12 protein-coding genes, 1 tRNA gene and 1 pseudogene are annotated in these 12,944 nt (G+C 63.6%); 11 read left to right on the top strand and 3 right to left on the bottom strand.

Going from position 1 to position 12,944, the window contains the following annotated elements; genetic code table 11:
* The 4 genes and pseudogenes from VG320_RS00300 to VG320_RS00285 all read left to right on the top strand — a co-directional run.
* Positions 1–628 (top strand): annotated as a pseudogene (locus tag VG320_RS00300) (bifunctional 3,4-dihydroxy-2-butanone-4-phosphate synthase/GTP cyclohydrolase II); the annotation flags it as partial.
* A gap of 86 nt (positions 629–714) precedes the next feature.
* Positions 715–1,227: a 6,7-dimethyl-8-ribityllumazine synthase gene (gene ribH, locus VG320_RS00295; RefSeq protein WP_027817473.1), complete on the top strand. Its 513-nt coding sequence runs from the start codon at positions 715–717 to the stop codon at positions 1,225–1,227.
* Positions 1,224–1,658 carry a transcription antitermination factor NusB gene (gene nusB / locus VG320_RS00290; protein WP_027817474.1) on the top strand — a complete coding sequence of 145 codons (435 nt, stop codon included), beginning with the start codon at positions 1,224–1,226 and terminating at the stop codon, positions 1,656–1,658. The genes ribH and nusB overlap by 4 nt, the downstream gene beginning before the upstream one ends.
* Positions 1,659–1,761: 103 nt before the next feature.
* On the top strand, positions 1,762–2,955 hold the full coding sequence (locus VG320_RS00285; RefSeq protein WP_327198190.1) for a pyridoxal phosphate-dependent aminotransferase: 1,194 nt from the start codon (positions 1,762–1,764) through the stop codon (positions 2,953–2,955).
* A gap of 86 nt (positions 2,956–3,041) precedes the next feature.
* On the opposite strand, the gene VG320_RS00280 is transcribed toward VG320_RS00285, so the two are convergent.
* Positions 3,042–4,265, bottom strand: a complete 1,224-nt coding sequence (locus VG320_RS00280) for a lytic transglycosylase domain-containing protein (protein WP_327198189.1) — start codon at positions 4,263–4,265, stop codon at positions 3,042–3,044.
* A 554-nt stretch (positions 4,266–4,819) separates the two neighbouring features.
* Between VG320_RS00280 and VG320_RS00275 the strand changes: the two genes are divergently transcribed.
* From VG320_RS00275 to VG320_RS00265, 3 genes are all read left to right on the top strand, one after another.
* Positions 4,820–6,397: a UbiD family decarboxylase gene (locus VG320_RS00275; protein ID WP_327198188.1), complete on the top strand. Its 1,578-nt coding sequence runs from the start codon at positions 4,820–4,822 to the stop codon at positions 6,395–6,397.
* A gap of 129 nt (positions 6,398–6,526) precedes the next feature.
* Complete coding sequence (locus VG320_RS00270; protein ID WP_327198187.1) at positions 6,527–7,999, top strand: NAD-dependent succinate-semialdehyde dehydrogenase; 1,473 nt, start codon at positions 6,527–6,529, stop codon at positions 7,997–7,999.
* Between the two features lie 100 nt (positions 8,000–8,099).
* Positions 8,100–8,774 (top strand): LysE family translocator, encoded by a 675-nt coding sequence (locus VG320_RS00265; RefSeq protein WP_327198186.1) that lies wholly within the window; start codon positions 8,100–8,102, stop codon positions 8,772–8,774.
* Between the two features lie 123 nt (positions 8,775–8,897).
* On the opposite strand, the gene VG320_RS00260 is transcribed toward VG320_RS00265, so the two are convergent.
* Positions 8,898–9,206 (bottom strand): hypothetical protein, encoded by a 309-nt coding sequence (locus tag VG320_RS00260; RefSeq protein ID WP_327198185.1) that lies wholly within the window; start codon positions 9,204–9,206, stop codon positions 8,898–8,900.
* Positions 9,207–9,592: 386 nt separating this feature from the next.
* Complete coding sequence (locus VG320_RS00255; protein WP_167336019.1) at positions 9,593–9,754, bottom strand: hypothetical protein; 162 nt, start codon at positions 9,752–9,754, stop codon at positions 9,593–9,595.
* A 670-nt stretch (positions 9,755–10,424) separates the two neighbouring features.
* Between VG320_RS00255 and VG320_RS00250 the strand changes: the two genes are divergently transcribed.
* The 4 genes from VG320_RS00250 to VG320_RS00235 form a co-directional block, all read left to right on the top strand.
* Positions 10,425–10,745 (top strand): EthD family reductase, encoded by a 321-nt coding sequence (locus VG320_RS00250; RefSeq protein WP_327198184.1) that lies wholly within the window; start codon positions 10,425–10,427, stop codon positions 10,743–10,745.
* Positions 10,746–10,841: 96 nt separating this feature from the next.
* A complete protein-coding gene (locus VG320_RS00245) occupies positions 10,842–11,405 on the top strand; it encodes a YggT family protein (RefSeq protein ID WP_327198183.1) in 564 nt (187 codons plus the stop codon).
* Between the two features lie 92 nt (positions 11,406–11,497).
* Positions 11,498–11,572, top strand: a tRNA-Gly gene (locus tag VG320_RS00240).
* 85 nt (positions 11,573–11,657) lie between these two features.
* Positions 11,658–12,944, top strand: a 1,287-nt coding sequence (locus VG320_RS00235; protein WP_327198182.1) for a DUF6538 domain-containing protein, incomplete at its 3' end; no start/stop codon positions are given.

Genomic DNA, 12,944 nt, shown 5'->3' with positions numbered 1-12,944 from the left:
GATGGAGTTCGCGAAGGAGCACGACATCAAGATCGGCACCATCGCCGACCTGATCCACTATCGCAGCCGCACCGAGTCGATCGTGGAGCGCGTGGGCGAGCGCGTCATGCAGACGGCTCACGGCGCGTTCCGCGCGATCATGTATGTCGATCGCCCGACCGGCACGCCGCATATCGCACTGGTGCGCGGCACGCCCACGCCGGACACGGAGACGCCCGTGCGCGTGCACGAGCCGATCTCGCTGCTGGATCTGCTGGAAACGGGCTCGTCCACGCACTCGTGGACGCTCGACGCCGCCATGCGCGAGATCGCCGCACGCGATCTCGGCGTGATCGTCATGCTCAACTGCGGCGAGAGCAAGGAACATCTGGTCGACGTATTCAAGGCGTTCGACCAGAAAGAGCGCGCGGAGGCGCTCGCACGCCGGCCCGTGGATTTCAAGACCTACGGTGTCGGCGCGCAGATCCTGCGCGAACTCGGCGTGGGCCGCATGCAGGTGCTTTCCAAGCCGCGCCGGCTCGGCAGCATGTCGGGCTACGGTCTCGAAGTCACCGGCTTCATACCGATGCCGGGCAGCCAGACCGAAGCGCCCTGCCCACCGGAAGCGGCCGAGCGCACGGCGCAGTAAAACGGGCAGCAAAGCCCGATACACTACGCCGCGTCGCACGCACACTTTTACGCGTCACCACGCTCAAACGAACCTACGGATACCAAATGGAAATCGGACAATACCAACCGAACCTCGACGGCGACGGACTGCGCATCGGCATCGTCCAGTCGCGCTTTAACGAACCCGTCTGCAACGGCCTCGCCGACGCCTGCATCGAAGAACTCGAACGCCTGGGCGTGACGGGCGAAGACGTGCTGCTCGTCACCGTGCCGGGCGCACTCGAAATCCCGCTGGCGCTGCAAAAGCTCGCCGAAAGCGGTCAGTTCGACGCCCTGATCGCGCTTGGCGCGGTCGTGCGCGGCGAAACCTACCACTTCGAACTGGTCTCGAACGAAAGCGGCGCGGGCATCACGCGCATCGCGCTGGACTTCGGCGTGCCGGTTGCGAACGCGGTCCTGACCACCGAAAACGACGAGCAGGCCGTCGCGCGCATGACCGAAAAGGGTCGTGACGCCGCACGCGTCGCAGTCGAAATGGCCAACCTGACGGTTGCGCTGGAACAACTCGACGGCGGCGACGACGACGAGGACGAAGAAGACGAAGAGGAACAGCAATGAAGAGCGCGCGCCGCCGCTCCCGCGAACTGGCCACGCAGGGTCTGTATCAGTGGCTGCTGTCGGGTGTGCCCGCCGGCGAGATTGATGCGCAACTGCGCGGTTCGCAGGGCTACGACAAAGCCGACCACGAGCATCTGGACACGCTGCTGCACGGCGTGATCCGCGAAGCGGACGAACTGTCCGGCGCAATCGCGCCGTGCCTGGATCGTCCGATCGAGCAGCTTTCGCCCGTCGAACGCGCAGTGCTGCTGGTGGCGACTTACGAGTTCAAGCACCACGTCGACATTCCGTATCGCGTCGTCATCAACGAAGCGGTCGAGCTGACCAAGACGTTCGGCGGCTCGGACGGCTACAAGTACGTGAACGGCGTGCTCGACAAGCTCGCAGCGCAACTGCGCGCGACCGAAGCCCAGAACGCCCGCAAGTCCTGAAAGCGCTTTAATTTGCGCTCTGGCGCAGCAGGTGCGGCGCCGGACCGTCAGGTCCGCGCCCGCCCGGCCTCGCGCCATGGCCGCCAGCACTGGAATCACCCGCATGAACACCGTTGCCGAACCGCTCCTGCGGCTTGCCGCGCGCGTCGACGCGATCCAGCCGTTCTATGTCATGGAACTGGTGAAGGAAGCCGCGAAGCTCGAAAGCGCCGGGCGCGACATCATCCACATGGGTATCGGTGAGCCGGATTTCACGGCGCCGGAACCCGTCGTCGAAGCCGCTGCCGCCGCGTTGCGCAATGGCATCACGCAGTACACCAACTCGCTTGGCATCCATAAGCTGCGCGAGGCGATCGCCGCGCATTATCAGCACGCTTATGGGCTGACGATCGATCCGGCGCGCGTGGTGGTGACGGCCGGCGCATCCGCTGCGCTGCTGCTCGCGTGCACGGCGCTCGTCGATCGCGACGACGAAGTGCTGATGCCCGATCCGTCCTATCCGTGCAACCGCCACTTCGTGGCCGCCGCGGAAGGCAAGCCGGTGCTCGTGCCCAGCGGCCCTGAGGCACGTTTCCAGTTGACCGCCGATGACGTCGAGCGCCTGTGGACGCCGCGCACGCGCGGCGTGCTGCTCGCCTCGCCGTCGAATCCCACCGGCACGTCGATCGAACCCGAAGAACTCAAGCGCATCGTGCACAGCGTGCGTGCGCGCGGCGGCTTCACGATCGTCGACGAGATTTATCAAGGCCTGTCTTACGGCGAGCCGCCCGTTTCCGCCCTCGCCTTCGGCGACGACGTGGTGACGGTCAACAGTTTCTCGAAGTACTTCAATATGACGGGCTGGCGTCTGGGCTGGCTCGTGGTGCCGCCTTCGCTGGTCGGCGCGTTCGAAAAGCTCACGCAGAATCTCTTCATCTGCGCGTCGGCGCTCGCGCAACACGCGGCGCTTGCCTGTTTCGAGCCTGACACGCTGAAGATCTACGAAGCGCGCCGCCTGGAGTTCCAGCGTCGCCGCGACTTCATCGCGCCCGCGCTCGAATCGCTCGGCTTCACGGTGCCCGTGATGCCGGACGGCGCGTTTTATGTCTATGCGGACTGCACGCAGGTCAACCACCCCGCCGCCGGCGACAGCGACGCGCTCACCCGCGCGATGCTGCACGACGCGGGCACGGTGCTGGTGCCGGGCATGGACTTCGGCGTGGCCGCGCCGCGCCAGTATGTGCGGCTGTCTTACGCCACCGCCTACGAGCGGCTGGAAGAAGCGGTCGCGCGGCTGCGCACCCTGTTCGAGCGCTGATCGGCGTAAGAGCAAAAGCGAAGCAGCAGAAATGGAAAAAGGCACCCGAGGGTGCCTTTTTCATTACGTCTGGGGCTTCTAAAGCTTCAAGCGCCGAGTTCGGGCTGATGCTTCTGTGCCGCCGCGCCACCGGTGCTGGCGTCATCCTGCGAGGGAGACGACGAAGCCGAGGTCTTCTCCATCAGCGGATGTGCGCCGTCAAGCGTCATGCGCACGCGCTTTTCGCCGTTCGCGCCCATGCTCACGCTCGCCACCTTCTGCGTGCCAGCGGTGCTGGCCGTCGTGGTGGTGGGCGCTTGCGGTGCGTTGATCTGCACATTGCGGCCGCGTGCAGCGTCGCGCAGACGCCCGCGCTCGGCCATCACCTTGGCGCCGTAGCCGCCATCGTCCGGCGAAGTCGAGCCGTTGTACATACGCAGACCAACCGGAAGCGAACCGCCGCGTGCGATGCAGTCCTTGAGAACCAGCGCGCCGACCTTGATGTTGGCGAGCGGATCGAGCGCGGCTCGCTGGCCGCCGAAGTACTGGAACTTGTCCGAGTGAACCTTCGACATGACCTGCATCAGGCCTTGAGCGCCCACGCCGCTTTCGGCGTAAGGGTTGAAGCCCGATTCGATTGCCATCACCGCGAGCAGCAGCAGCGGATCGAGACCCACTTCGCGCCCCGTATCGAAGGCGGCCTTCACGAGTTCACCCACCGGCTCCTGCGCCACGCGATAGCGGCGCGAGATATAGGTAGCGACCATCGCCTGTTCGCGAGCCGAGACCAGCACGCGGTCATCGCGGGCGTCCGGCGTGATGCGCTGCGACGGGATCATGCGCGCAAGCGTGCCGACGCTTGGCAGCGAACGGGGGTCCAGACCGTTGAGCGTGACCGCGTCGAGCGTGGCCATGCCGCCGTTCGAGACGCTATTGGCCACGTGGGCCACCGCGCCGTTCGAGCCGGCCGGCGTGATACCCGCGCCGGGCAGGCCGGTGTCAGGAGCAACAAGCGCCGTGGGCAGGGTCGCGCCATCGGCGGAATTGTCGTCGTTGCCAGCCGCGCCCGAGGGCATCAGCGACGGCAGCGGATTGCCTTGCAGCAGGCGAGCAGGACCAGCCTGCACGGCGGCGGAAACGAAGGGCATCATGCGCGCGGCGAGTGTGCCGCGCCAGGTGGGCAGAAGCCACACGGCGAGTGCGAGCAGGACGGCGCAACCGCCGACAATGCTAAACAAATGATGACTCAGACGCGTGCCACGCCGCAGCAGCGCACGCAAGCCAAGAGCGAGACGCTCATCGGCGCGCCACCACGATAACCAGGTATTCATCTAACAGATCTCCCCATGGTGCATGATCCGACGACCGAAGTCGGCGCAAGGCCGAAGGCCAATCGCTGGATCAAGACGCCGCGCGCCCTGGCTGGTGCGGCAGCGGCGTCGGGAAAACGGCAAAGTACGCCGTGGGTGGAACCCCTCAGGAACAGCAGACACGCCAGGAGCGGCGCGTGGGGGTTCTCACGCGAACAGCCGGCGCAAAGGCGCCGGCGAGGACAGCCAATCTAGACCGTGGGAAGCCGTGCAGGGAATCGGCTAACGGTGACGCGTTGCGTCTGAAGGACCGGGACGGTGGTTAAAAATTGCAAGCCCTGCAACCAATGTGGGCGAATTCTAGCAGGGATTTATAGACCGTCAACACTATAGAATGTCAAATCTATAACTAATTGTAATAATGAACAGCGTTCAATCCGGGCAGACCCGCGTGCCACGCGCGTCTGCGGCCAGTTGGCGGATCTGCCTGCCAGCGTGCGCCAGGCAACGCAGGTAAAATCGACAATCGTTTCGCTCCTGCTCTCGCCGCACGCTGCGGCTCCGACCCTATCCTGATGAAATACAAAGACTTGCGCGACTTCGTCGGTCGCCTGGAGACGCTTGGCGAACTTCGCCGCGTGCCGCAGGCCGTCTCTCCCGTGCTGGAAATGACCGAGCTGTGCGACCGCGTACTGCGCGCCGGCGGCCCGGCGTTGTTGTTTGAGAGCCGTGCGACCCATGCGTTCCCCGTGCTCGGCAATCTGTTCGGCACGCCGCGGCGCGTGGCGCTCGGTATGGGCATCGATGCGCCGGAAAGCGCGGGTGATGGCGCCGCGCTGGAATCGCTGCGCGATGTGGGCCGCCTGCTCTCCGCGCTCAAGGAACCGGAACCGCCGCGCGGCCTGAAGGACGCCGGCAAGCTGCTGACGCTCGCCAAGGCCGTCTGGGACATGGCGCCAAAGACCGTGAGTGCGCCGCCTTGCCAGGAAATCGTCTGGGAAGGCAATGACGTCGATCTCGCGAAGCTGCCGATCCAGACCTGCTGGCCAGGCGATGCCGGCCCGCTTATCACCTGGGGCCTCACCGTCACGCGCGGGCCGAACAAGACGCGCCAGAATCTGGGTATCTACCGCCAGCAGTTGATCGGCCGCAACAAGCTCATCATGCGCTGGCTCGCGCACCGAGGCGGCGCGCTCGATTTCCGCGAATTCGCGCTGCGCAATCCTGGCAAACCTTATCCCGTGGCCGTGGTGCTCGGCGCCGACCCGGCGACGATCCTCGGTGCGGTCACGCCGGTGCCCGATACGCTCTCCGAATACCAGTTCGCAGGCCTCTTGCGTGGCGGCCGCACCGAGCTTGCGAAGTGCCTGACACCGGGCGTCGATACGCTTCAGGTGCCCGCGCGCGCCGAGATCGTGCTCGAAGGTTTCATCTATCCGCAGGAAGGTCAGCCCTCGCCCGCTCCCGCCGGCGCACCGCCGCGTCCAGCCAAAGGCGCGAGCGCTGCCTACGAGCACGCGCTCGAAGGCCCTTACGGCGATCACACCGGTTACTACAACGAGCAGGAGTGGTTCCCCGTCTTTACGGTCGAACGCATCACGATGCGCCGCGACGCGATCTATCACTCCACGTATACAGGCAAGCCGCCTGATGAGCCCGCCGTGCTCGGCGTTGCGCTCAACGAAGTGTTCGTGCCGCTGTTGCAGAAGCAGTTCCCCGAGATCACCGACTTCTATTTGCCGCCCGAAGGCTGCAGCTATCGCATGGCGATCGTGCAGATCAAGAAGAGCTATCCGGGGCACGCCAAGCGTGTGATGTTCGGCGTGTGGAGTTTCCTGCGCCAGTTCATGTATACGAAGTTCATCGTGGTGGTCGACGATGATGTCGATATCCGCGACTGGAAGGAAGTGATCTGGGCGATCACGACGCGCATCGATCCCGCGCGCGATACAGTGCTGGTCGAAAACACCCCGATCGACTATCTCGATTTTGCGTCGCCGGTGGCCGGTCTCGGCTCAAAAATGGGCCTCGACGCGACCAACAAATGGCCCGGCGAGACCGACCGCGAATGGGGCCAGTCAATCGAGATGAGTCAGGACGTAAAAATGCGCGTAGACCGTCTCTACGACGAACTCGGACTCGGCCGCGCCTGAGTGCGCCGCACGGTGGCTCATGACGAGCCGCCGCGCGCGCCCTGTCGTTCATCCGCGACGCCTTTGCGACGCCGCGCCCGGTGCGGCTCGCCGTGAGCCGCACCGCTCATGCATAGAGGAGACACGACGATGAGCCAGTTGGCATCCGAACGCCTGACGCAATTAAAAGATCCCGCACTCTTCAAGACGCGCGCCTGGATCGACGGCGAATGGGCCGGCGGCGCGGCGACCTTCGCCGTGCTCGATCCCGCCGACAATTCTGAAATCGCCCGCGTGCCGGACTTCGGCCCCGCCGAGGCAAGCCGCGCGATCAACGCCGCGCACGCGGCGCTGCCCGCGTGGCGTGCGAAAACCGGCAAGGAGCGCGCGGCCGTGCTGCGCCGCTGGTTCGACCTCGTGATCGAGCACGCCGACGATCTCGCCGCGATCATGACCGCCGAACAGGGCAAACCGCTCGCCGAAGCGCGCGGCGAAGTGCTGTACGGCGCCTCCTTCCTCGAATGGTTCGCCGAAGAAGCCAAGCGCGTGAACGGCGACGTGCTCGCCAGCCCCGCCGCCGACCGCAAGCTGGTCGTGCTCAAGCAGCCAATCGGCGTGTGCGCGTCCATCACGCCGTGGAATTTCCCGATCGCGATGATCACCCGCAAGGTTGCTCCCGCGCTGGCCGCGGGCTGCACGATCGTCGTCAAGCCCGCCGAACAGACACCGCTGTGCGCACTCGCCCTCGCCGAACTCGCGCAGCGCGCGGGCGTGCCCAAGGGCGTATTCAACGTGCTCACCGCCGATTCGGCGAATTCGATCGAGGTCGGCAAAACGCTCTGCGAAAGCGATATCGTGCGTCATCTGTCATTTACCGGATCGACGCCCGTGGGCCGCATTCTCATGCAGCAATGCGCACCGACGGTCAAGAAAATCGCGCTGGAACTGGGCGGCCACGCGCCCTTTATCGTGTTCGACGATGCCGATGTCGATGCCGCCGTCGAAGGCGCGGTGATCTCGAAATATCGGAATGCCGGGCAGACCTGCGTGTGCACGAACCGCTTCTACGTGCATGACAAAATCTACGACACTTTCGTCGAAAAGCTGGCTGCCGCCACGCGCAAGATCAAGGTCGGCAATGGCTTCGAGGCGGGCGTGAATCAGGGCCCGCTGATCGACGACGATGCGGTGGCGAAAGTCGCGAAGCATGTCGAGGACGCGACGTCGAAAGGCGCGAAACTCGTCGCGGGCGGCCACGTCACCGAAGGCCGCTTCGTGGAGCCGACCGTGCTCGCCGACGTCACGCGCGACATGCTCATCGCGCGCGAGGAAACCTTCGGGCCGGTCGCCGCCGTGTTCCGCTTCAGCGACGAAGCCGAAGTCATCAAACTCGCCAACGACACCGAATTCGGCCTCGCTTCCTATTTCTATAGCCGCGATATCGGCCGCATCTGGCGCGTGGCCGAAGCACTCGAATACGGTATGGTCGGCATCAATACCGGGCTGATTTCGAACGAGGTCGCGCCGTTCGGCGGCGTGAAGCAGTCGGGGCTGGGTCGCGAAGGCTCGAAGTACGGCATCGACGAATATGTCGAGCTGAAGTATCTCTGCATCGGCGTCTGATTTCCCTTGCAGCACGGGCAGGTCGGGCGTAAAAGTCGGGCCTGCCTCGTCGCGTAGCCGGGTTTTATGCGCGACGCATTACAACAACAAATATCGCTTTATGTCTCACGTTTCCCTGCTTTCCGACGGCTTTTTTCTGTCGCTTTCGTTGTGTCTCGACATCGGTCTCGTCAACGTCGCGATCCTCTCGCTCACGCTCTCGCATGGTTTCCGGCCTGGCTTCTGGCTCGGCCTTGGCTCGTGTTTCGGCGATCTGATTTACGCGGCGCTGGCGCTTGCCGGCATGGCGGCGCTGCTGCAATTCGAAGCGGTGCGCTGGGTCGTATGGATCGGCGGCGCGGCCGTGCTGCTGATGCTCACCTGGAAGATGGCGCGCGAGGCGCTCAATCCCGCCAAGGCGCCACCGGTCGAAGGCGAAGAGGACAGCGCGTCGCCGTTGCCCAACCCGTGGCGAAGCTTCGTGCGCGGTGTGCTGCTTGCGGTTTCGTCGCCTAGCGCGATTCTCTGGTTCGCGGCGGTGGGCGGCGCGCTCATCGCCAAGGCGGGCGCGACCAGCGCGGGATCGGCGGCAATTTTTCTATCGGGATTCTTTCTCGGCGGACTAGGCTGGACGCTGTTTCTTTGTGCACTGGCGAGCCACGGTCGCAAACGCGCCGGCACGGGCCTGCTGCGCGCGTGTCATGTGCTTTCGGCGTTGCTGTTCGCGTGGTTTTCGTACAGCGTGATCGTGCACGGCTACCGCGATCTGATCGTTCAGGGCAGCGGCGCGTCCTGATGCGTTAAATCCGGGCTCAAAACGACAAAGGCGCAATGCGGCGTGAGCCGGCATTGCGCCTTTGCACATCAAGCTGAAGACGGGTGGGATGGCCCCCGCCATCCCCCGCCTCACCCTCAAACCTTAGCGGCGATACCAGCCACCGTGATAACCGTGGTAGTAGCCATAGCCGTGGTGATAGTACGGGTGGCCGTAATAGCCATAGCCACCATAACCTCCGACGACGACCGCAGGCGGCGGCGCATAGACCACCGGCGGCGGCGGTGCATACACGACGGGCGGCGGCGGCGCGTAGACCGGCGCGGCGTAGACGGGATAAGCCGGTGCGACCGGAATGCCAATGCCGATACCCACCGAAACGTGCGCCTGCGCTGCGCTCACAAACCCCACACCCAGCGCTGCGGCAACGATAAACGAAACGGTCTTTTTCACTTCTCTTCTCCTGGCGGCCGACGACGGCGTCGCTCCACATGACGGGCACTGCCCACGTCCTTACTCTATCCAAAACGGACGTCGCCAAAGGTAGCCATTTGTTGCAAATTGCAATTGCTTCGCACGCATTCAATGCGCCGTATCAAGGCCGTATGAAACATCTCAGCCGCAAAAACGCCCTGGAGGCGCTCTATCGCGCTGCCACACGGCCTCACAGCGGCCCTCAGACGCCGCGCAGGGTTCGTCCGGTCATAGTTACCGGATTCGCCGCCAAAGGCGCCTGATACGAAGGTAATGTTTGATTACAAATTGGTCGCGTTGCGTCCAGAAACAACAAAGCCCGGTCAAGCGACCGGGCTTTGTCGAGGCGAACCGGAATGTAGGTGCTAGCCGACTTTCACGTAGGCAAACTCGCGCGAGACGCTCGGCGGCACATAGGCGCCGCTGATCTGTACGCGTGGCGTGAGGCGCTTCTTCTGATCCCACCAACGGCGACGCTGATGGGGGGTGAGGAATCGCAGATGCTTACGGTAAGCAAAGATGCTCATGGTGACCTCCCGAATCGGTGTACCGACAGGAAACAGCCCAATTGCAAGACAGCAACAGGAAAACTGCAGTCATGGAAACCATTGTGCGCAGATTGCGCGAGCGCCGAACGCGGTGTAGCGAGATAGCCGCATGCGCAAGACATAACGTCCAGGACCTGTTCGTCGCACGCGCTCCGTGCTGAGCAATCGCGGCAGACCGTATAGGTCAGCCGCGAGCCAGACTCGCCCCGGGGCCCTCTCGCGCGCGCCTGGCGAATTCCCGCGTGTCGGGATGCCGGCTGCGTCCTGCGATCGAAACCCAAAAATATGCGCGCCTACGTCCACGCAGCAGAATCCGTGCCACGGATTCCTGATGAATTCTGTTGGCGTCAGCCACCTTGTCGTTGTTGAGCTGAGCCGCTGTGCCCTCGCGTCCTTTTTAACCGGATCATGCGCATCGCTTCGGTACGTCAGCGAACACTGCGCGACGCCTCGCCCGGCAGGGCCACCCAAACCACTTTAACGGTTTACCGCGAAGGCTGTCAGAATCATGTGCCACGCGCCGTAAGCAGGCGTCATCCCGCGCCCATACTGGCAAGGCGTAAGCCGTGGTAATGTGGCAACGGCGCGCAGGTGCCGGCGCAAGGCGGCACGGGGCGCACGCTTAGGGATTCATCGACGAGAACGCACAATGATCAAGGTCAGCATCCTTTATCCGTATCGGGAAAACGGCCGGTTCGACAGCGACTACTACGCGACGCGCCATATGCCGCTCGCCGTGAAACTCTTCGGGGACGCCTGCAAGGGCTGGTCGGTCGACATCGGCATCAACGCGGGGCCGCCGGGCACACCGCCGCCTTACGTGGCGGCCGGGCACTTCCTGTTCGAGACGCTCGACGCCTTTTACGAGGTGTTCGGCAAGCACGACAAGGTGCTCATCGACGACATTCCCAACTACACCGACGGCGGCAACGGCACGATCCTGATCAGCGAGATCAAAGTCAGCGCCTGATTCACCGGATTCGCGCGCCGCGAGCCATCGCACGCGTGCAGGCGCCCAGCCGCGCCGCCGCTTGCAGTCATTCACCACAAGAAGGAATAGACACCGATGTTCGGCGATATCGCCCGTTTTCTGCTCAATACGATCTTCACGTTGTTCGGCGCTGCCCTGCTGCTGCGCGCCTGGCTGCAATTCGTGCGCGTGCCGCCCTATAACCCGGTCACGCACGGCATCCAGCAGGCGACGAACTGGCTCGTGCTGCCGCTGCGCCGTGTCATTCCGGGCGTGCGCGGCATCGACTGGGCGAGCGTGGTCGCCGCGCTGCTCGCCTCCATCGTCTTTGTGCTGCTGATGGTGTGGCTCGTGGGCGTCGATCCGCTCGGCCTGTTGCCGACGCTGCTGGTCGTGGCCGTCCTCACGCTCGTGAAGTGGGCGCTCAACCTGCTGATCTGGCTGACGATCCTGATGGCGCTGCTGTCTTGGCTGAACCCTGGCTCAGCCGCCATGCCGGTGCTGTTCCAGCTCACCGCGCCGTTCCTCAATCCGCTGCGCCGGATCCTGCCGAATTTCGGCGGCCTGGATCTTTCGCCGATTCTGCTGTTCGTGATCGTGCAGGTGCTGCTGATGGTCGTCACGCGTGCGGCGGTCTCGCTCACGCTGTTCGGCATCTGAGGTACGAAGTTTGATCTAACGCCAGTTCAAACGCGGCGCCGGGCGCGCTAATTTGCGCAACCCGGCGAAATCCGCGTAAAATGGCGCGCTCTGCGGGCGTCGTATAATGGCCATTACCTCAGCTTCCCAAGCTGATGACGTGGGTTCGATTCCCATCGCCCGCTCCAACACCCTCCTAAGCCGTTGATTTCATATCAACTCTGGCTCTGACGGTCTGGGTTAACCGCGAGGCTACTACAGTGGTGGCCTGCTATGCCCGGCACTTCCTGCCTTTACCGACGCCCAAGTGGTATTTATGCGGTGCGACTCGTCGTGCCTATCCGGTTGCGTGAGCTGGTCGGACGCACGGAAATTCACACATCGACCGGCCTGCGGAGCCTGGAAGCGGCAAAGGCCGTTGCTCTGCGGATTCAACTGCATTGGCGCGAGCGATTCTTAGAGATGGGAAGTGGAACAGCACTGACGGCAATCCCGGTCCTTTCCGGCTACGGGATGATTTCGGTTGAGGAAGGCGCCGATGCAATCGGAATTTCCGCCCGCGCGCTCGCGGGCGAGTTGTTGAATGATCGCGCGAAGCTGTTCATTCACGCGCAAGCGCTACCCTGCTGGAAAGTCCCCGACCTTTACGAGATCGAGCGAGACTTCGACGGCGCGTTCATCCTGAACGACGTTGAGTTGAAGGGCGCGCATTCTGTGCATTCGGGCCTCGTGCAGATCTACGATAGCAGCGCAACGCTCGGGCAGTTCGTTGCCGGTCTGAACGCTCACGAAACGGTGTTTCGGAATGGACGATTCGGCGCGCTATTCCTGAATGAAGCAACCGAAGTGACACTTTCGCAGTGTGTTGCGGAGAAAAGCGCGATCGCCCAGGTACGCGCCCGTCTTGCTTCATACGCGCCTGCTACGCCACTCGTCACGCCATCGCCCGTGACACCCCCTGTCTTTGAGCCGCATCCTGCCAGCTTGCCAACACCGCAAGGTGCCGCCACACCCGTGATCTATGACCCGGTAACCGCACGGCACGGCAAGAAGCGGTTCTCTGATCTTTTCGATACGTACCGGGAGGATCGGGCTTGGGGAGCCGATCAGACGCGACGTATGGCGACAGAAGCCGGTCTATTCATTGAACTGATGGAAAATCCGCAACTTGGCGAGATCGAAAAAGACACCGTACTGGAATTCGCACGCTGCCTCGCCCTACTGCCATCGGACATCTATCAGTCCAAGCGGCGATACGGCGCTGCATCCCTCAAAGAGCTAATCGAAGTTGCCGAACGCGAAGGGCTTAGCAGGAAAAATGAAAGGACAATCAAGGGTCACGTCGGACGCATCAGCGAGATTCTTGGCTATGGGGTGAAGCAAGGCATGATGCGGTTCAACCCTGCGTCCGACTACAAGCGCGGTCGCGGCGTCAAGAACGGCGGAGTCCGGGCGCAGGATCAGCGCGAGGTTTTCACACCCGACGAGCTCTCGCTGATCTTTTCACAAAACTGGTTCGCCACGGGCGCAGGGCGCATCGACGAATCGGGTCAAACGCAA

The sequence above is a fragment of the Paraburkholderia sp. genome (assembly GCF_035948235.1).
In the GTDB taxonomy this organism is placed as follows: Bacteria; Pseudomonadota; Gammaproteobacteria; order Burkholderiales; family Burkholderiaceae; genus Paraburkholderia.
The sequence above is the reverse complement of the archived record's forward strand: the minus strand, read 5'-3'. Positions and strand labels throughout refer to the sequence as shown.